Source organism: Streptomyces sp. NPDC048211 (assembly GCF_043202315.1).
Classification (GTDB): Bacteria; Actinomycetota; Actinomycetes; order Streptomycetales; family Streptomycetaceae; genus Streptomyces.
This window is the reverse complement of sequence record NZ_JBIDAD010000004.1, coordinates 225,000-244,640: the sequence shown is the minus strand read 5'-3', so window position 1 is coordinate 244,640 and position 19,641 is coordinate 225,000. Positions and strand designations below refer to the sequence as shown.

Here is a 19,641-nt window from a genome sequence, read left to right as displayed (position 1 = left end):
GCGGGCCCTCACGTCACCCGTGGAGTGATCGTGGAACGTCGGACCTTCTTGCGCACAGCGGTGATCGGCAGCTCGGCGGCGGCCTTCGGCGGCACCCTGTGGCGGGGTGCCGCCTTCGCCGGACCGGCCCAGCCGGCCACCGGCCCGTACGGCGCGCTGCAGGCGGCCAACGCCAACGGCATCCTGCTGCCGAGCGGCTTCACCAGCAGAATCGTCGCCCGCTCGGGACAGACCGTCCCCGGCACCTCGTACGTCTGGCACAGCGCGCCCGACGGCGGCGCCACCTTCGCCGACGGCAGCGGCTGGATCTACGTCTCCAACGCCGAGGTCTCCTCGGGCAGCGGCGGCGGGGCGAGCGCGGTGCGCTTCAACTCCTCCGGAACCGTCACCTCCGCCTCCCGGATCCTGTCCGGCACCAACAACAACTGCGCGGGCGGCCGCACCCCGTGGAACACCTGGCTGTCCTGCGAGGAGGTCAGCCGCGGCTTCGTCTACGAGACGGACCCGTGGGGCGTGAACGCTGCCGTGCAGCGCCCGGCGCTGGGCCGCTTCAAGCACGAGGCCGCGGCCGCCGACCCGGACCACGGGTACGTCTACCTCACCGAGGACGAGACGGACGGCCGCTTCTACCGCTTCCGCCCCACCACCTGGGGCAATCTGTCCGCCGGCACCCTGCAGGTGCTGGTGGCCGGTACGGGCACCTCGGGCCCGGTGACCTGGACGACGGTCCCCGACCCGGACGGCTCGCCCACCCTGACCCGCTACCAGGTGTCCGGCGCCAAGGTGTTCAACGGCGGCGAGGGCTGCTTCTACGCGGCGGGCACGTGCTGGTTCACCACGAAGGGCGACAACCGGGTGTGGGCGTACGACGCGAACGCGTCCAGTCTCTCGCTCGTCTACGACGACTCACTGGTCACCGGCGGCAGCGCCCCGCTGACGGGTGTCGACAACGTCACCCGGTCCACGTCGGGTGACCTGTACGTCGCCGAGGACGGCGGGAACATGGAGATCTGCCTGATCACCCCGGACGACACCGTCGCCCCGTTCCTGCGGATCAACGGCCAGTCCGGCTCGGAGATCACCGGCCCGGCGTTCTCCCCGGACGGCACCCGGCTCTACTTCTCCTCGCAGCGCGGGACGAGCGGGAGCTCCTCCGGCGGTATCACGTACGAGGTCACGGGGCCGTTCCGCGGCTGAGCGGCGTCACGGCTGTGCGGCGCCTGCCGAAAGGCGCCGCACGGCTGCCCCGGGCCGCCGTCCGGCCCGGCGCGCGTCCGGACGGCTCGGCCGGCCCCGGCCTGTCGTCAGGCCTGGCCGCCGGCCTCGACGGCCGCCGGGTCCATCCAGATGACCTCCCAGATGTGGTGGTCGGGGTCCTGGAAGGACCGGCCGTACATGAAGCCGAGGTCCTGCGTGTCGTTGGCGGGCGATCCGCCGGAGGCGAGTGCCGTGTCCACCAGCTCGTCCACCTTCTCGCGGCTGTCCGCGCTCAGCGCGAGGATCACCTCGGTGTGGGTCGAGGCGTCCGTGATCTCCTTCTTGGTGAAGTCCTTGAAGCGCGGCTCCTCCAGCAGCATGGCGAAGATCGTGTCGCTGATGACGAGACAGGCGGTGCGCTCGTCGCTGAACTGCGGGTTGAAGGAGAACCCCAGCTTGCCGAAGAAGCCCTTGGTCGTCTCGATGTCCTTGACCGGCAGGTTCACGAAGATCATCTGAGGCATGGCCGTCCCGCTCTCTCGGTGTGTTCCCGTGCGCTCTTCCCGAACGCTTGATGACAGGTAGACGCCGGGCCCGCCGGGAACTCATCGGTGCCGGACGAAAAATCCTTTCCGCACGGCGCCGGACCGAAAACCTCCTGCTCACCGGAGGCCCGGGAGGTCAGGACACGGCGAGCGGCGCGCCACCCCTCAGCAGCGAGCCGCCCAGCGGGGTGAGGGTGTGCAGGACCGAGCTGCCGTGGCGCAGGGTGTGGACCAGGCCCGCCTCGCGCAGCACGCTGGCGTGCTGGCTCGCCGAGGCGAGGGAGACCCCGGCCCGGCGGGCGAGCTCGCTGGTGGTGCAGCCGTCGCCGATGACCTTCAGGACCGTGGACCGGGTGTTCCCGAGCAGCCGGCCGAGCCAGGGACCCGGCTCGGCGAAGGCCGGGGCGGCGCCGTGGGTGACCGGGTAGACGAGCACCGGCGGCAGCAGCGGGTCGCGGTAGACGACCGGGGTGCCGCGGCAGAAGAAGGACGGCTGGAGCAGCAGGCCGCGGCCGTCCAGGTGCAGTTCACGGTCGACCGGGTAGTCCGCCTCCAGCACGGGGGCCCGCCAGCGGATCACCGGCGGGAGCGAGGCCAGCAACTCGTCGGCGCCGCCGTCCAGGAGCGCACGGCCGCGGACCGCGCGGTCCGCCTCGATGCGGGCCTGGATGCGCGGCCAGTACGGCTCGACGGCGGCCCGGTGGTAGGCGCGCAGGGCCCCGATGAGCCGGCCCAGGGGCTCGGCGCGCCCCTCCCCCAACGTGTCCAGCGCCACGGGGCGCACCGGCCGCCGGGCCGCACCGCGGCCGCCGGCCGCTCCCTGGGAGCCCAGCAGCGCCAGTTCGGCCCGCAGCCGCTCGGGCGGGGTGTCGCGCAGGGCCTCCATTCCGGTGGCGAAGTCCATGGGCTCGGCGACGCCTTCCTGAGAAGGCGTCAGGAAGTCCGGGAAATAGCCGTGCGGTGGAACCACGGCGGACAGCAGCCGTACTTCACCATTCAACCGCGGCCGTGCTTCGGAGCGCCATCTCCCGAACACCGTGGAAGCCCGCCGGTCTCTCAGCCGGTGAAAACTGAGAAGGGTCTCCCATAATGCGTCCGGCCCGGTGGCCATCCGCACCTTGGAAAGGTCCCACCCGGAGACATGGATACGCAGCACCGAACCCCCACCCCTTGCACCTGCAATTGCCCCCGCGCAAGAGTATGCGAAGGGTAACTACACGTCACCACGGGGTTTCGGCCAGAGGTGAAACGTCTCGCCCCGACCCACCGTCACCCGAAAGGCTGTACGACGTCGGGTGCGATTCCGAAGCCACCGGAAGAGCGAGTGAAGGCCGTGGGGGGTTTTGCTCGTTCGGCGGCGGTTGGCGACGGTGCGGCTCCGTACTCGACGGGATAAGCCGGGTGCGGCCCATGGGTGGGGATCCATGGGCCGCACCCCGGTCCGTTCCGGCCCCATCTCTTTGCGCATTAAACGAAGCAATGAATATCCGCTCCGCAGAAAGCGCTCACATTCGGGCACGCGGTCCACGGCGGCGCGGCATCCGCAACGGGGCTCGCGCATATGACAAGGCGGCAGCACCCCCGCACAGGGTGCCGCCGCCTCCGGGAATTCCGCGGCCGTCACCGGACCGATGAGGGTCGTCCGGTCCCGCGACAGCCCGCGGAATCAGTGATTCCGACGCCTCAGCGGCTGTCGCTGCCCCGCGACTGGGCGGCCGCCCTGCCCGCCTCCAGCCGGGCCACCGGGATACGGAAGGGCGAGCAGGAGACGTAGTCCAGGCCCACCTCGTGGAAGAAGTGCACCGACTCCGGGTCGCCGCCGTGCTCACCGCAGACGCCGAGCTTCATGTCGGGCCGGGTGGCCTTGCCGGCCGCGACCGCGCTGCGCACCAGCGATCCCACGCCGTCCTTGTCGATCGTCTCGAACGGCGACACCCCGAAGATGCCCTTCTCCAGGTACGCGGTGAAGAACGAGGCCTCCACGTCGTCCCGGGAGAAGCCCCACACCGTCTGGGTCAGGTCGTTGGTGCCGAAGGAGAAGAACTCCGCCGCCTCGGCGATCTGACCGGCGGTCAGCGCGGCGCGCGGCAGCTCGATCATCGTGCCGATCTTCAGCTTGAGGTTCGTGCCGGTGGCGGCCTGGACCTCGGCGATGACCCGGTCGGCCTCCTCGCGGACGATCTCCAGCTCCTGGACCGTGCCGACGAGCGGGATCATGATCTCGGCGCGCGGGTCGCCCTTGGCGTTCTTGCGCTCGGCGGCGGCCTCGGCGATCGCCCGGACCTGCATGGCGAACAGGCCGGGGATCACCAGACCGAGCCGGACCCCGCGCAGACCGAGCATCGGGTTCTGCTCGTGCAGCTTGTGCACGGCCTGCAGCAGCCGCAGGTCGTTCTCGTTGGCGTCCTTGCGGGACTCGGCGAGCGCGACGCGGACCGAGAGCTCGGTGATGTCGGGCAGGAACTCGTGCAGCGGCGGGTCCAGCAGCCGTACGGTGACGGGCAGTCCGTCCATCGCCTCGAAGAGCTCGATGAAGTCGGCCTTCTGGAGCGGCAGCAGCTGCTCAAGTGCCGTCTCGCGCTCCTGGTCGGTGTCGGCCAGGATCAGCTTCTCGACCATCTCGCGGCGCTCGCCGAGGAACATGTGCTCGGTACGGCAGAGACCGATGCCCTGGGCGCCGAAGCGGCGGGCACGGAGGGCGTCCTCGGCGTTGTCCGCGTTGGCCCGCACCCGCAGCCGGCGCACCCGGTCCGCGTACGCCATGATCCGGTGCACGGCGGCGACCAGTTCGTCGGCGTCGTCGGCGCCCGCGTGCATCCGGCCCTCGAAGTACTCGACGACCGGCGACGGTACGACGGGTACCTCACCGAGGTACACCTTGCCGGTCGAGCCGTCGATGGAGACGACGTCGCCCTCCTCGATGACCCGCCCGCCCACCGTCATCCGGCGGCGCTTGGTGTCGACCTCCAGGTCCTCGGCGCCACAGACACAGGTCTTGCCCATGCCGCGGGCGACGACGGCCGCGTGCGAGGTCTTGCCGCCGCGCGAGGTCAGGATGCCCTCGGCGGCGATCATGCCGTCGAGGTCGTCCGGGTTGGTCTCGCGGCGGATGAGGATGACCTTCTCGCCGGAGCGGGACCACTTGACCGCGGTGTACGAGTCGAAGACGGCCTTGCCGACCGCGGCTCCCGGCGAAGCGGCGATGCCGCGCCCCAGCCGTTCCGTCTTCGCGTCGTCGTCGAAGCGCGGGAACATCAGCTGCGCCAGCTGCGCGCCGTTGACGCGCTGGAGCGCCTCCGCCTCGTCGATGAGTCCCTGGTCGACGAGCTGGGTGGCGATCCGGAAGGCCGCACCGGCGGTGCGCTTGCCGACCCGGGTCTGGAGCATCCACAGCTGGCCGCGCTCGATGGTGAACTCGATGTCGCAGAGGTCCTTGTAGTGGGTCTCCAGCGTCTCCATGATCTGCATGAGCTGGTCGTACGACTTCTTGTCGATGGACTCCAGCTCGGCGAGCGGCACGGTGTTGCGGATGCCCGCGACGACGTCCTCGCCCTGCGCGTTCTGCAGGTAGTCGCCGTACACGCCCTGGTGGCCGCTGGCGGGGTCACGGGTGAAGGCGACACCCGTACCGGAGTCGGGGCCGAGGTTGCCGAAGACCATGGAACAGATGTTGACCGCGGTGCCGAGGTCGCCGGGGATGCGCTCCTGGCGGCGGTAGAGCTTGGCCCGGTCGGTGTTCCACGAGTCGAAGACGGCCTTTATGGCCAGGTCCATCTGCTCGCGCGGGTCCTGCGGGAAGTCGCGTCCGGCGTCCCGCGTGACGATCTTCTTGAACTGCTTGACCAGCTTCTTCAGGTCGGCCGCGTCGAGATCCACGTCGACCGTGACGCCCTTGGCCTCCTTCGCGGCCTCCAGCGCCTCCTCGAAGAGGTCCCCGTCGACGCCGAGGACGGTCTTGCCGAACATCTGGATCAGGCGGCGGTAGGAGTCCCACGCGAAGCGCTCGTCGCCGGACTGGGCGACGAGGCCGACGACGGAGGCATCGGAAAGGCCGATGTTGAGGACCGTGTCCATCATGCCGGGCATCGAGAACTTGGCACCGGAGCGGACCGAGACCAGCAGCGGGTCGTCGGCCTGACCGAGCTTCTTGCCCATCCGCGCCTCGAGGGCGTCGAGGTGCGCACTCACCTCGTCGCGCAGCGCGGCCGGCTCCTCGCCGCTGTCGAGGTAGACCTTGCAGGCCTCGGTGGTGATGGTGAAGCCCGGAGGGACGGGAAGCCCGAGGTTGGTCATCTCGGCGAGGTTGGCACCCTTCCCGCCGAGAAGGTCCTTCAGTTCCTTGTTGCCCTCGGTGAAGTCGTAGACGAACTTCTGAAGGTCTTCGTTTTCCGACACGAGTCTCGACTCCTCGACGACGCGGTGGCTGCCCTGACGGCGAGGAACATACCCAGATCGAAGGTGCCGCGGTACGTCCACTTGCCCGTCATGCGGCCTCAACCACCCGTCCGCCAGCAGATCGAAAGTGACCCCCCGGGTGAACCGCATGAGTGTTTGCGTTCAAGACTTGTACGCATCGCTACGGAGAGCCCGAGCGGCCGCGCGATGACGTGACCTTGCGTAAGGGAAGCGTCGATCGATCAAAGTGAAGCCACCTGGCACCCAGTGCCATCATTTGAGAAGTGCACCCGGCCAATTCGCGCTCAAACGAGCAAGACCTGTCTCAAGGTGGCGAGAATCACGCCGGAGGGTCCGCTCAGATGTCACCATCCGGACGCCTTCCAGATAGCTCCTGGTGCCCTTGTGATCACACAGCGGCACCTCATCGCATCGCGCGGGCGCGTCAAGCGTCAGTTCTCGGCCCGACCGGCCGATTCTCGCGACATATTGCGCTCAGATGAGCATCGATAGCGAGGGGGCACCCGGTGCCCCCTCGGGCGGGCTTCTCAGCCGCCCGAAGTGTCCAGCTCCGCGTCCGCGCCGACACCCGCGCAGTCGTACGGGTCCTTCAGCCAGCCGTCCGGGAGGACCACCCGGTTGTTGCCCGAGGTGCGGCCGCGCGGACCGTCGGCGCCGTCCGGCCACGGCTGGTCCAGCTCCAGCTCCTGGAGCTGCGAGCCGAGCTCCTCCACCGAGGAGGTGATCGCCAGCTTCTTGCGCATCTCGGAGCCGACCGCGAAGCCCTTGAGGTACCAGGCCACGTGCTTGCGGAAGTCGATGACGCCCCGCGCCTCGTCACCGATCCACTCCCCCAGCAGCGTCGCGTGCCGCAGCATCACGTCCGCGACGGTCCGCAGCGAGGGCGCCTGCCTGGTCTCCGTCCCCTCGAACGCACTCACCAGGTCGCCGAAGAGCCAGGGGCGGCCCAGGCAGCCGCGTCCCACGACCACGCCGTCGCAGCCGGTCTCGCGCATCATCCGCAGGGCGTCGTCGGCGCACCAGATGTCGCCGTTGCCGAGGACGGGGATCTCCGGGACGTGTTCCTTGAGGCGGGCGATGGCGTCCCAGTCGGCGGTGCCGCCGTAGTGCTGGGCCGTCGTGCGGCCGTGCAGGGCGACGGCCGTGACCCCTTCCTCCACCGCGATCCGGCCGGCGTCGAGGAACGTGAGGTGGTCGTCGTCGATGCCCTTGCGCATCTTGATGGTGACGGGCAGGTCACCGGCCTGCGAGACGGCCTGCCTGAGGATGGCGCGCAGCAGCGGCCGCTTGTACGGGAGCGCCGAGCCGCCGCCCTTGCGGGTGACCTTGGGGACCGGGCAGCCGAAGTTCAGGTCGATGTGGTCGGCGAGGTCCTCGTCGACGATCATGCGGACGGCCTTGCCGACCGTGTCCGGGTCCACTCCGTACAGCTGGATCGAGCGGGGGGTCTCGCTCGCGTCGAAGTGGATGAGCTGCATGGTCTTCTCGTTGCGCTCGACCAGGGCCCGCGTGGTGATCATCTCGCTGACGAACAGCCCCTTGCCGCCCGAGAACTCCCGGCACAGGGTGCGGAAGGGTGCGTTGGTGATGCCGGCCATGGGGGCCAGGACCACCGGCGGCTGCACGGTGTGCGGGCCGATACGGAGCAGCGGGGGCGCGGGGGCGAGCGTGGTCATTCCCCCATTGTCGCGTACGCCGGCAACTGCTCGGCCGGCCGTCCGCGGGCACGCGCTGATCCGCCCGCGGACGGCGCTGGCCCCTCCGCGGGCGCGCCGGTCCGCCCGCAGGCCGCGCTGATCCCTCCACGGGCCGGGGAGGCGGCTCGCCAGGACGGCGGCTCACCGGGGAGGCGGCTCGCCGGGGAGGCCGCTCCCCGAGGAGGCCGCTCACCGAGGAGGCCGCTCGCCGGAAAGGCGGCTCGCCAGGGTGGCGGAGACATGCGCTCGTGGTCCGGCCTCACCCGTAGCGTGAGGAGGCCGTAACGAGATCACCGACGAAGGAGACGGACATCATGAACTCCACCTGGTCCTTAGGCCGGACGGCCTCCACACCCCCTGTCGCCGGGACCGCCCCCGCACCCCCGACCCGCCGCACCCTGCTCTCGCTCGGCACGGCGGGGGCCGCCGGTGCGCTGCTCGTCGCCGCGGCGGGCCCCTCCCGTGCCGCCGCGCGGATCACCGGGCCCGGGTCCGCGACCGCCCGGCTGCGCGAGCTGGAGCGGGTGCACGGCGCCCGGGTCGGCGCGTTCGCGTACAACGTCGCCACCGGCGTCGCCGTCCGCCACCGGGCCGACGAGCTCTTCCCCATGCTCTCCACGTTCAAGACGCTCGCCGCCGCGGCGGTGCTGAGGGATCTGGACCGGGACGGCGAGGTACTCGGCCGGCTCGTGCGCTACACGAAGGAGGACTGCGTCTCCGACTCCGCGATCACCGACACCCCGGAATGCATCGCGAGCGGGCTGACCATCGCCCAGCTCTGTGACGCGGCGATCTGCGACAGCGACAACACGGCGGCCAATCTGCTGCTGCGCGAGCTCGGCGGCCCCGGCGCCGTCACCCGCTTCAGCCGCTCGATCGGCGACCGGGTGACCCGGCTCGACCGCTGGGAGCCCACGCTGAATTCGGCCGAACCCTGGCGGCGCACGGACACCACCACTCCGGCCGCCGTCGCACGCTCCTACGCCCGCCTCGTGCTCGGGAACGCGCTGGAGAGCCACGACCGCGAGCGGCTGACCGGCTGGCTGCTGAACTGCCGGACCAGCGGGACCCGTTTCCGGGTCGGGCTGCCGCCGTCGTGGACGGTCGCGGACAAGACCGGTGGCGGCTCGTACGCCAGTTGCAACGACGTCGGCATCGCCTGGACGCCGGACGGGGTCCCGGTGGTGCTGGCGGTGCTGACGACCAAGCCGGGCGGGGACGCGGACGCTGCCGGGGACCATCCGCTGGTGGCCGGTGTCGCCGAGGTACTGGCAGCGGAAGTCGTTAGTTAGCCGTACTATCCATACATGCCTGAGCTCAGCCACCGGCGGCGGATGCTCGTACTGGCGATCTGCTGCACCAGCCTCCTGATCGTCAGTCTCGACAACACCGTCCTCAACGTCGCCCTGCCCGCCATGCGCCATGACCTGGACGCGAGCGTCGCGGGGATGCAGTGGACGATCGACGCGTACACCCTCGTCCTCGCCTCCCTGCTGATGCTCGCGGGCTCCACCGCCGACCGGATCGGCAGACGCAAGGTCTTCATGGCCGGGCTCGTCCTGTTCACCCTGGGCTCGGCGCTCTGCTCGCTGGCACCCAGCCTGGAGGCGCTCATCGCGTTCCGGATGGTGCAGGCCGTCGGTGGCTCCATGCTCAACCCGGTGGCGATGTCGATCATCACCAACACCTTCACCGACCCCCGAGAGCGCGCCCGTGCGATCGGTGTCTGGGGCGCTGTCGTCGGCGTCTCCCTGGCCGCGGGACCGGTGGTCGGCGGCCTCCTCGTCGATTCGGTCGGCTGGCGGTCGATCTTCTGGATCAACCTCCCGGTCGGTCTCGCCGCACTCGTGCTGACCTGGCGGTACGTCGCCGAGTCCCGCGCCCCGAAGGCGCGCCGCCCTGATCCGGTGGGCCAGCTCCTGGTGATCACGCTCCTGGGTTCGCTGACGTACGCGATCATCGAGGCGCCGCAGAAGGGGTGGACCTCGGCGGAGATCCTGTTCTTCGCCGTACTCGCGGCGGCCTCACTGGCCGGCCTGCTGATGTACGAGGCCCGGCGCACCGACCCGCTGATCGACCTGCGGTTCTTCCGCAGCGTCCCCTTCAGCGGGGCCACCGTCATCGCGGTCAGCGCCTTCGCCGCTCTCGGCGGCTTCCTCTTCGTCAACACGCTCTACCTCCAGGACGTGCGAGGTCTGAGCGCACTCGACGCCGGTCTCCACATGCTGCCGATGGCGGCCGTGGTCTGTGTCCTGTCGCCGTTCTCGGGCCGGCTCGTCGCCAGTCGCGGGCCGCGCATCCCGCTGCTGGTCGCGGGGGTCGCGATCGCGGCGAGCGGGCTGATGTTCGCGGCGTTCGACGCCGAGACGGGCACGGCGTCGATGTTCACCGCCTACGTTCTGTTCGGCCTGGGCTTCGGCGCGGTGAACGCGCCCATCACCAACACCGCCGTCGCCGGGATGCCGCGTTCCCAGGCGGGGGTCGCCGCGGCAGTCGCCTCGACCAGCCGCCAGATCGGCCAGACGCTGGGCGTCGCCGTGATCGGCGCGGTTCTCGCGGCGGGGGTGACCGGCGCCGGTGCCTCGTACGGCAGCGGATCGGCGGACGGCTTCGTCACCGCGAGCAGGGCCGCCTGGTGGATCATCACCGGCTGCGGGGTGTGCGTCCTGCTGGTCGGCACGCTGAGCAGCGGGCGCTGGGCCCGGGGCACCGCCCGCCGGACCGCGGAACGGCTGGAGGACCCCGCGGTCGCGGTCCCGTCCGGCGCTCCCGCGGGTCAGTCCTCGGCGAGCACCAGGGCCTGAAGGCGCTCCAGCCGTTCCCGGGTCTCCTCGTCGCGCGGCGCGTAGGTGACCAGCCGGGGTCCGGCCGCCGGGCCGAGCCAGAGATCGCTGGTCTCCAGACGGAGCACGCCGACATGCGCGTTGCGGAAGACCTTGGACCGGCCGCCGGGTCCGACGACCTCGTGCCGCGCCCAGATCTCCCGGAACTCCGGGGACTCCGTCTCCAGCCGCCTGAGCAGTTCCTTCCACGCCGGCTCGGCGAGGTGCTCCGCCATCGCGGCCCGGAACTTGGCGGTCATCAGCCGGGCCACCTCGGCGATGTCGATGACCGAGGTACGCCACTCCTCGTTCAGGTAGGCCAGCAGCATGATGTTGCGGTCCTCGGGGGCGACGGCGTCCATGTCGCAGAGCATCCGCCCGTAGGTGCGGTTATGGGCCAGGACGTCGTACCGGCTGTTCTGCACGCAGGCGGGAATCGGCTCCAGCTGCCGCAGCATGGTGCGCAGCGCCGGGGTGATGCTCGGGCATTCCGTACCGGGTGCCGGGTCGACGGCGCCCGCGAGCGAGAAGAGATGGGTCCGCTCGCTGCGGTCCAGCAGCAGGGCGCGGGCGAGCGCGTCGAGGACCTGGGGCGAGACCTGGATGTCACGGGCCTGTTCGAGCCAGGTGTACCAGGTGACGCCGACGGCGGAGAGCTGGGCGACCTCCTCGCGGCGCAGCCCGGGGGTGCGCCGGCGGCGGCCACGGACCAGCCCCACCTGCTCGGGGGTGATGCGCTCCCGGCGGCTGCGCAGGAAGTCCGCGAGCTCGTGCCGCCGGACCTCTGCTCCGGTGGCGTCCGGGGACACGGCCGCCACGTTCGGCGCCACCGCGGGCTTGCTCCGGGCTGCCGTCGCCATCGTCGTCATACCTCCAGCATGCGGGACCGGCCGAGGCCGTGGCAGGTGCTTTCGGTACCAGGATAAAGACACTCTGGTACCAGGCTGCGTGGAGAGCGATCGTCGGTTCCGTGAGTGATTCCTCTGTACGCCCGAAGACATACGCCACCGCGCCGCCCGTGGTGCGGCGCGACCACCCCACGCCGGTGCTCGGCGCGCTGGGGCTGTTCACCGTGCTGCTGGGTGCGGCCCTCCCCCTGATCGACTTCTTCATCGTCAACGTCGCCCTGCCCACCATCGACCACGACCTGGCCGCGGGCCCCGCGCTGCTGGAACTGGTCGTCGCGGGCTACGGGCTCTCCTACGCCGTCCTGCTCGTCCTCGGCGGCCGGCTCGGCGACACGGCCGGCCGGCGCCGGCTCTTCCTGCTGGGCATCGCCGCGTTCGGCCTCACCTCGCTGGCCTGCGGACTCGCGCCGAACGCCTGGACGCTGGTCGGGGCGCGGGTGGCCCAGGGCGCCGCGGCGGCGCTGATGCTGCCGCAGGTGCTCGCGACCATCCAGGCGGCCACCTCCGGGCACCGGCGGGCACGGGCGATGAGCCTGTACGGGGCCACGGCCGGGCTGGCCATGGTCGCGGGGCAGATCCTGGGCGGGGTGCTGGTCGCCGCGGCGCCGCTGTCGTCGGTGTTCGGCGAGAGCGCGGGCTGGCGCTCGGTGTTCCTGGTCAATGTCCCCGTGGCCGTCGTCGGACTGGTCCTGGCAGCCCGTGCGGTGCCGGAAACCCGTTCGGAGCGGCCGGCGCCCATCGACGTACCGGGCACGCTGCTGCTCGCCGTGTCACTGGTGACGCTGCTGGCCCCCCTCACCGAGGGGCGGGCCGCGGGGTGGCCGCTGTGGACCTGGGTATCGCTGGCGCTGTTCCCGTTCGCGGCGGTCGCCTTCTACCGGGTGGAGCGGCGGGCCGACCGCCGCGGCCACGTCCCGCTGGTCCCGCCGAGCCTCCTGCGGCTCGACTCGCTGCGGCGCGGGCTGGCGCTGGTGGCGCCGTTCGCGATCGGCTTCGGCGGCTTCATGTTCGTCATCGCGGTGGCACTCCAGCAGGGCCTGGAGATGGGCCCGGCGGAGTCGGGGCTGTCGATCGCCCCGATGGCGGTGGCCTTCTTCGCCGCCTCGCTGGCCGGTCCGCGGCTGGTGCGCCGCCACGGCAGCCGGGTGGTGACGGCCGGCGGACTGATCCAGGCAGCCGGCGTCGTCGTGCTCGCCCTCACGGTGTGGCGCGACTGGTCGGGGCTGGGGCTGCTCGGACTGATGCCGGGGATGGCGATCGCCGGCTTCGGCCAGGGCCTGCAACTGCCCGTCCTGTTCCGCATCGTCCTGTCCGACGTACCGCCGGAGCGGGCCGGCGTGGGCGGCGGTGTCATGACGACGACGCAGCAGGCGGCGATGGCACTGGGTGTGGCGACGCTCGGTTCGCTGTTCCTGTCCCTGGCGTCGGGTTCGGGCATGCGGGACGCGCTGGTCGTGACGCTGCTGGTCCAGCTGGCGGCGGTCGCTCTGACGACCGTGCTGAGCCTGCGGCTGCCGCGCACGGTGGAGTGAGGGCGGGGCGCGGGGCTCTGAGCCCGCGCCGGCGGGGAGGGCGGCGCCGGTCCCTGAGCCCCCGCCGGTCACTTGCTGACGAGCGGGCGTCGGTCGGCGGGGTGAGGGCTGGGTGCCACCGCGGAGAGGGCTGAGGGCTGCCCCGACGGCGTGAGGGCGAGGCGTCCCGATACGGGCCGGAGACGGGCCAGGCGCCACGGCGACGTACGTGCGGGCAAGGCGTCCCGATACGGGTGTGGGCCCCGAACACCTGAGGTGTTCCGGGCCCACGGTGGTGCCAATTGTGCGGGTGGTGCGGGTGATGCCGCTCGCGCGGGTGGCACGGGTTGTGCGCGTGGGCGCTCTTCGCGCGCGTCGTGCGAACAGCTCTCCGCGAGGTGGCGTCAGCTCGCGGCGGGCGCGTCCTGCTCCGGCGCGTCCTGCTCAGCGGCGACGGCGGCGTCCGACGGCTCGGTCCCGGCAGCGCGCTCACGCATCTTGCGCAGCAGTTCCGCCTTCTGCTCGGCAGCCGTCTTGCGGTTGGCGTCGCGCTCGGGGCCGGCACCCTGCTGCTCGGCGCGGGACAGCTTCTTGCGCTGTCCGCCGACACCGAGAAGGTTGTTACGGCTCTTGGCCACGGGGTTCTCCCATTCGTGGTGAAAGTGAGGTCTGAGAAGACTCTGGATCGGTCCGGTGGGCGGCGGGTGGTCGGACCCGCCGCGCTCTCACTCGTAGATCTGGAAGAACGAATACATGCCGCAAAGGTACCCCGCCCCACGCGGCCCCAGCACCGGATTTTCCGCCCCCGGCCCCGCTCCACACCCGCTCCGCGCCTCCTCTCGCCCGCCTCCCCCCGTCTACCCGCCCGCCTGCCCCTCTTCTGCCCCGAGCCCCCGCGAGGGCCGCGAGGGCCACTCATGGGCCGCACCCGTCCGAGGGAACATGGACTGACAGATATTGAAATCTGTTACCCCACATGTCACAGTCGGAGTACGGCATGGCGCGGTGTCCCACCGTGTCCGTGACGTCGCCCGCCTCGTTCCGCCACGTCCACGCACCGGGAGTTCCTCATGACCGCCCTCCCCACCCGCCCCCTCGGTTCCACCGGCCCGCGGGTGTCCGCGCTCGGCCTCGGCTGCATGGGCATGTCCGCGCTGTACGGCGAGACCGACCGCACCGAGTCGATCGCCACCATCCACGCCGCACTCGACGCCGGCATCACGCTCCTGGACACCGGCGACTTCTACGGCATGGGGCACAACGAGCTGCTGATCAACGAGGCCCTGCGCACCGCCCCCGCCGCAGCCCGCGAACAGGCGCTGACCAGCGTGAAGTTCGGCGCCCTGCGCACCGTGGAAGGCGGCTTCACCGGGTACGACGGCCGACCGGCAGCTGTTAAGAACTTCGCGGCGTACTCGCTGCAGCGGCTGGGCACGGACCACATCGACGTCTACCGGATCGCCCGCGTCGACCCCGACGTCCCCATCGAGGAGACCGTCGGCGCCATCGCGGAGCTCGTCGGGGCCGGCCATGTCCGCCACATCGGGCTCTCCGAAGTCGGCGCGGACACGATCCGCAGGGCCGCGTCCGTAGCCCCGATCTCCGATCTGCAGATCGAGTACTCACTGATCTCCCGCTCCATCGAGGCGGAGATCCTGCCCGTCTGCCGCGAGCTGGGCATCGGCATCACGGCCTACGGGGTGCTCTCCCGGGGGCTGATCAGCGGCCACTTCACCCGCGACCGCGAGCTCCCCGCCGGTGACTTCCGGTCCATGAGCCCGCGATTCCAGGAGGAGAACCTCCAGCACAACCTCGACCTGGTCGACGCACTGCGCAAGATCGCCGAGCAGAAGGGGGTCACGGTCGCGCAGACGGCGATCGCCTGGGTCCTGGCGCAGGGCACGGACATCGTGCCGCTCGTGGGCGCCCGCCGTCGCGACCGGCTCACCGAGGCGCTCGGCTCCTTGAACGTGCGGCTCGACGCCTCCGATCTCGCCGCGATCGAACAGGCCGTACCGGCCGGCGCGGCCGCGGGTGCCCGGTACCCGGACAACCAGATGGCCCACCTGGACAGCGAGCGCTGACCGCCGGGTACGGTCAGCGGGGCGCGGCCCGCCGCCCCCTTCCCGGCCCTGCCGGCCCGAAGCCCCGAAAGGCAGCACACCACCATGACGCCGCCGTCCGACCCGCTGACTCCCGAGCGCATCCTCGAAGCCACCGAGGACGTGCTGCGTCGCTACGGGCCCGCGAAGGCGACGGTGGTCGACGTGGCCCGTGCGCTCGGCGTCAGCCACGGCAGCGTCTACCGTCACTTCCGCACGAAGGCGGCCCTGCGCGAGGCCGTCACGGGACGCTGGCTGACGCGTACGGAACGGGCACTCACCGAGATCCTGCACGCCCCCGCCCAGCCCGCTCCGGCGAAACTGCGGAAGTGGCTGGAGACCCTGTTCGAGGCCAAGCGACACAAGGCGGGCGACGATCCCGAGCTCTTCGCCACGTACGAGGTGCTGATGGGCGAGAGCACCGTAGTGGAGGAGCACGTCCGCGAACTGGTCACCCAGCTCCGGGAGATCATCGCAGCCGGGGTGGACGAAGGGCAGTTCGCCGCGGAGGACCCCGCGGCGGCCGCCCAGGCCGTCTTCGACGCGACGGCGCGCTTCCACGACCCGGCGTACGCCGCGGAGTGGCAGAAGCCCGCCATCGCCGCGGAGTTCACGGCCGTCTCGGACCTCCTGCTGCGCGGCCTGCGCGCCTGAGGCGATCGGTCGCGCCCTGCGGCCTTCCGGCCCCCGCCGCTACGTCGCCGTCGGGTCGACCGTCGCCTGGTGGGCCTCGGCGAGGTGCTCCTCGGCCTTGAGCCAGGGCAGGAACTGCACCGCCTTGCTCCAGTCGCAGGTGTCGCAGCTCAGTCGCCGCTGCACTCCCGACTTCCGCACGTGAACGACGTGTTCACGACCGTGCTGGTCCCATCTGCTGACCTTGCTCGTGGTCATGGACGGCATCCGAGCCTCCTGAGGGCGAGTGTGCCCAGTGTGCACGAAGCCCCCGGTTCCGTAGGGAGGAACCGGGGGCTTCGTGCCAGGGACGCTGTCGGTCAGCAGCCGAGCAGGCGGGCGCCGAGGTACGCCTGGATCTGGTCCAGGGAGACGCGCTCCTGCTTCATGGTGTCGCGCTCGCGCACGGTCACCGCGTTGTCGTCGAGGGTGTCGAAGTCGACGGTGACGCAGAACGGCGTGCCGATCTCGTCCTGGCGACGGTAGCGGCGGCCGATGGCGCCCGCGTCGTCGAACTCGATGTTCCAGTTCTGCCGCAGGTCGGCCGCGAGGCCCTTGGCCTTCGGCGAGAGCTGCGGGTTGCGGGACAGCGGCAGCACCGCGACCTTGACCGGCGCCAGGCGCGGGTCGAGGCGCATCACGGTGCGCTTCTCCATGACGCCCTTGGCGTTGGGCGCCTCGTCCTCGATGTAGGCGTCCAGGAGGAACGCCAGCATCGCGCGGCCGACACCGGCTGCGGGCTCGATGACGTAGGGGGTCCAGCGCTCGCCGGCCTCCTGGTCGTAGAACTGCAGGTCGGTGCCGGACGCCTTGGAGTGCGCCTTGAGGTCGTAGTCCGTACGGTTGGCGACGCCCTCCAGCTCGCCCCACTCGCTGCCGCCGAAGCGGAAGCGGTACTCGATGTCAGCGGTGCGCTTGGAGTAGTGGGAGAGCTTCTCCGCGGGGTGCTCGAACCACCGCATGTTCTCCTCGCGCATGCCCAGGCCGGTGTACCAGTTCCAGCGCTGCTGCATCCAGTACTCCTGCCACTGCTCGTCCTCGCCCGGCTTGACGAAGAACTCCATCTCCATCTGCTCGAACTCGCGCGTGCGGAAGATGAAGTTGCCCGGAGTGATCTCGTTCCGGAAGGACTTGCCCATCTGCGCGATGCCGAACGGCGGCTTCTTGCGGGAAGTCTGCTGCACCTGGCCGAAGTTGGTGAAGATGCCCTGGGCGGTCTCGGGGCGCAGGTAGGCGACCGAGCCGGAGTCCTGGGTCGGGCCGAGGTGCGTGGAGAGCAGGCCGGAGAACTGCTTGGGCTCGGTGAAGGTGCCCTTGTTGCCGCAGTTGGGGCAGTTGAGGTCGGCGAGGCCGTTGACCGGCGGCTTGCCGTGCTTCTCCTCGTACGCCTCCTCCAGGTGGTCCGCGCGGTAGCGCTTGTGACAGGAGGTGCACTCGGTCAGCGGGTCGGAGAACGTGGCGACGTGACCGGAGGCAACCCACACCTCGGGGGCCAGGATGACCGACGAGTCGAGTCCGACCACGTCCTCGCGCGAGGTGACCATGTAGCGCCACCACTGGCGCTTGAGGTTCTCCTTGAGCTCGACACCCAGCGGCCCGTAGTCCCAGGCGGCCCGCTGGCCGCCGTAGATCTCACTGCAGGGGTAAACGAAGCCACGGCGCTTGCTCAGGCTGACGATGGAGTCGATCTTGTCGGCGGCCACGGTGCTCTCTTCATTACGACGACGAAATTGGACAGGGGTGACGCGAAGCGCCTCGGTGGGGGGTGGTGGTCGGGAGACGGGTACGCGGATCCCTCAGATTACCGGCGGGCACGCCCCTTCGATCAAATCGGTATCGGACCAGTCCGCCGAGCGGCCTGTCGGCGGGTCCGCCCCGAGGGCATCTCATCGGCCTTGTTGACAATCGTTTCCACTTTTGTTGAAAATGACTGTCATGAACGTACGCCGCCTCATACCCACGACCGCCGTCGCCGGAGCAGTCGTCCTCGGCCTCACCGCCCTCACCGCCTGCTCCACCTCCGACGCCGCGGACCACAAGAGCGGCGACAGGCTGAACGTGGTGGCGTCCTTCTATCCGATGCAGTTCCTGGCCGAGCGGATAGGCGGGAGCCACGTCTCCGTCTCCACGCTCACCAAGCCGGGCGTGGAGCCGCACGACCTGGAGCTCAGCCCGCGGGAGGTCGGCGGCCTCAGCGACGCGGACTACATCCTCTACCTCAAGGGTCTCCAGCCCGCCGTCGACGACGCGATCAAGCTCTCCGAGTCCCGGCACACCGTCGACGCCGCGGAGCTCACCACGCTGGAGGACCACGGCGCCGAGGTGGGCGGCGAGGAGCACGCCCACGAGCACGAGGGCGACGAGGCCGGCGCCGACCCGCACATCTGGCTGGACCCGGTGAAGTACGCCCAGGTCGCCAAGGGTGTCGGCGCCTCCCTGGAGAAGACCGACCCGGAGCACGCCGCGGACTACCGCAAGAACACCGACGCCCTGGTCGCCGAGCTCGACGCGCTCGACACCGCGTACGAGAAGGGGCTGAAGAACACCGCGACCAAGACGTTCATCACCACCCACTCCGCTTTCGGGTACCTGGCCGAGCGCTACGGCCTCACCCAGGAAAGCATCGCCGGCATCGACCCCGAGGCCGAGCCCAGCCCCGCCCGGATCAGCGCCCTGCACTCGATCGCGCAGAAGAAGAAGGTCACCACCGTCTTCTTCGAGACGCTCGCCAGCGACAAGACGGCGAAGACGGTCGCCCGGGACACCGGCCTGAAGACCGACGTCCTGGATCCGCTGGAGGGAATCACCGGCAAGTCCAAGGGCGATGACTACATCGAGGTCATGGAGTCCAACCTCGCCGCGCTGCAGAAGGCTCTCGGCGCGAAGTGAGCGCCCCCGCAGGCTCTCCCGACCCGACACACTCCGCAGACCCCGCAGACCCCACCGGCCGGACCGGCCCGAACCGCGCAGCAGCACCGGAGGCGCTCATGCCCGAGCCCCACAGCACCGCACCCGAACCCGTGATCGTCGTACGTGACGCCATGGCCACCCTCGGCGCACGCCCCGTGCTGCGCGGGATCGACCTGACCGTGCGCCGCGGCGAGGTCGTCGCCCTGCTCGGCGCCAACGGCTCCGGGAAGTCGACCGCCGTGCGCTCCGTCATCGGCCAGGTCCCGCTCACCGGCGGCACCGTCGAGCTCTTCGGCACCCCGCTGCGCCGTTTCCGCGACTGGGCCCGGGTCGGCTACGTACCGCAGCGCACCACGGCAGCCGGCGGAGTGCCCGCCACCATCCGCGAGGTCGTCGCCTCCGGGCGGCTGTCCCGCACCAAGCTGCGCCTGCCGCGCAAGGCCGACCGGGCAGCCGTCGACCGCGCCATCGCGCTCGTCGGCCTCACCGACCGTGCCAGGGACTCGGTGGACGCCCTCTCCGGCGGCCAGCACCAGCGGGTGCTGATCGCCCGCGCGCTCGCCTCCGAACCCGAGCTGCTGATCATGGACGAGCCGATGGCCGGCGTCGACCTGGCCAGCCAGGAGATCCTCGCCGAGACCCTGCGCGAGCAGGTCGCGGCCGGCACCACCGTGCTGCTCGTCCTGCACGAGCTCGGCCCGCTGGAACCCCTGATCGACCGGGCGGTCGTGCTGCGCGACGGCTGCGTGATGCACGACGGCCCGCCCCCGAAGGCCCTCGGGCAGCACGCCCTGCCCGGCCACGACCACGTACACCCCCACGCGGCCTCCGAGCCCGTCCGGACGGGACTGCTGAGCTGAT

General features: G+C 70.9%; 16 protein-coding genes. 8 read left to right on the top strand and 8 right to left on the bottom strand.

Annotation, left to right across the window (positions count from 1 at the left end):
• The first annotated feature begins 30 nt into the window (after positions 1–30).
• Complete coding sequence (locus tag ACGFZA_RS17390; protein ID WP_385270436.1) at positions 31–1,197, top strand: alkaline phosphatase PhoX; 1,167 nt, start codon at positions 31–33, stop codon at positions 1,195–1,197.
• 107 nt (positions 1,198–1,304) lie between these two features.
• On the opposite strand, the gene ACGFZA_RS17385 is transcribed toward ACGFZA_RS17390, so the two are convergent.
• The 4 genes from ACGFZA_RS17385 to dusB form a co-directional block, all read right to left on the bottom strand.
• On the bottom strand, positions 1,305–1,721 hold the full coding sequence (locus ACGFZA_RS17385; RefSeq protein WP_385270439.1) for a VOC family protein: 417 nt from the start codon (positions 1,719–1,721) through the stop codon (positions 1,305–1,307).
• Positions 1,722–1,878: 157 nt separating this feature from the next.
• Positions 1,879–2,898, bottom strand: a complete 1,020-nt coding sequence (locus ACGFZA_RS17380; RefSeq protein WP_393679962.1) for an ArsR/SmtB family transcription factor — start codon at positions 2,896–2,898, stop codon at positions 1,879–1,881.
• A gap of 527 nt (positions 2,899–3,425) precedes the next feature.
• Positions 3,426–6,137: a pyruvate, phosphate dikinase gene (gene ppdK / locus ACGFZA_RS17375; protein ID WP_385270445.1), complete on the bottom strand. Its 2,712-nt coding sequence runs from the start codon at positions 6,135–6,137 to the stop codon at positions 3,426–3,428.
• A gap of 548 nt (positions 6,138–6,685) precedes the next feature.
• Positions 6,686–7,834, bottom strand: a complete 1,149-nt coding sequence (gene dusB, locus ACGFZA_RS17370) for a tRNA dihydrouridine synthase DusB (RefSeq protein ID WP_393679959.1) — start codon at positions 7,832–7,834, stop codon at positions 6,686–6,688.
• Between the two features lie 335 nt (positions 7,835–8,169).
• Here dusB and bla point away from each other — a divergent pair, with 335 nt between their 5' ends.
• Positions 8,170–9,147: a class A beta-lactamase gene (gene bla, locus ACGFZA_RS17365; RefSeq protein WP_393679957.1), complete on the top strand. Its 978-nt coding sequence runs from the start codon at positions 8,170–8,172 to the stop codon at positions 9,145–9,147.
• Between the two features lie 15 nt (positions 9,148–9,162).
• A complete protein-coding gene (locus ACGFZA_RS17360; RefSeq protein ID WP_385270454.1) occupies positions 9,163–10,659 on the top strand; it encodes an MFS transporter in 1,497 nt (498 codons plus the stop codon).
• Here the strand turns inward: ACGFZA_RS17360 and ACGFZA_RS17355 are convergent.
• Positions 10,632–11,546 (bottom strand): helix-turn-helix domain-containing protein, encoded by a 915-nt coding sequence (locus ACGFZA_RS17355; protein ID WP_393679955.1) that lies wholly within the window; start codon positions 11,544–11,546, stop codon positions 10,632–10,634. The genes ACGFZA_RS17360 and ACGFZA_RS17355 overlap by 28 nt on opposite strands.
• Before the next feature lie 101 nt (positions 11,547–11,647).
• On the opposite strand from ACGFZA_RS17355, the gene ACGFZA_RS17350 reads away from it, so the two are divergent.
• On the top strand, positions 11,648–13,117 hold the full coding sequence (locus ACGFZA_RS17350; protein ID WP_385270460.1) for an MFS transporter: 1,470 nt from the start codon (positions 11,648–11,650) through the stop codon (positions 13,115–13,117).
• A 383-nt stretch (positions 13,118–13,500) separates the two neighbouring features.
• Here ACGFZA_RS17350 and ACGFZA_RS17345 read toward each other — a convergent pair whose 3' ends face one another.
• Positions 13,501–13,734, bottom strand: coding sequence for a DUF6243 family protein (locus ACGFZA_RS17345; RefSeq protein ID WP_385270463.1), 234 nt, complete (start codon positions 13,732–13,734; stop codon positions 13,501–13,503).
• Between the two features lie 432 nt (positions 13,735–14,166).
• Here ACGFZA_RS17345 and ACGFZA_RS17340 point away from each other — a divergent pair, with 432 nt between their 5' ends.
• Complete coding sequence (locus ACGFZA_RS17340; RefSeq protein ID WP_393679952.1) at positions 14,167–15,180, top strand: aldo/keto reductase; 1,014 nt, start codon at positions 14,167–14,169, stop codon at positions 15,178–15,180.
• Positions 15,181–15,264: 84 nt separating this feature from the next.
• A complete protein-coding gene (locus ACGFZA_RS17335) occupies positions 15,265–15,852 on the top strand; it encodes a TetR/AcrR family transcriptional regulator (protein WP_393679950.1) in 588 nt (195 codons plus the stop codon).
• 39 nt (positions 15,853–15,891) lie between these two features.
• Here the strand turns inward: ACGFZA_RS17335 and ACGFZA_RS17330 are convergent, their stop codons facing one another.
• The gene (locus ACGFZA_RS17330) at positions 15,892–16,098 is read right to left on the bottom strand and encodes a hypothetical protein (protein ID WP_326736100.1); all 207 of its coding nucleotides are present in this window, start codon (positions 16,096–16,098) and stop codon (positions 15,892–15,894) included.
• A 92-nt stretch (positions 16,099–16,190) separates the two neighbouring features.
• The gene (locus ACGFZA_RS17325) at positions 16,191–17,573 is read right to left on the bottom strand and encodes a glycine--tRNA ligase (protein ID WP_385270473.1); all 1,383 of its coding nucleotides are present in this window, start codon (positions 17,571–17,573) and stop codon (positions 16,191–16,193) included.
• A gap of 232 nt (positions 17,574–17,805) precedes the next feature.
• Between ACGFZA_RS17325 and ACGFZA_RS17320 the strand changes: the two genes are divergently transcribed.
• Together ACGFZA_RS17320 and ACGFZA_RS17315 are read left to right on the top strand one after the other, a co-directional pair.
• Entirely contained in the window at positions 17,806–18,759 is a 954-nt protein-coding gene (locus ACGFZA_RS17320) for a metal ABC transporter substrate-binding protein (RefSeq protein WP_393679947.1), read from the top strand.
• Between the two features lie 98 nt (positions 18,760–18,857).
• Complete coding sequence (locus ACGFZA_RS17315) at positions 18,858–19,640, top strand: metal ABC transporter ATP-binding protein (RefSeq protein WP_385270479.1); 783 nt, start codon at positions 18,858–18,860, stop codon at positions 19,638–19,640.
• The last annotated feature ends 1 nt before the right edge of the window (position 19,641 follow it).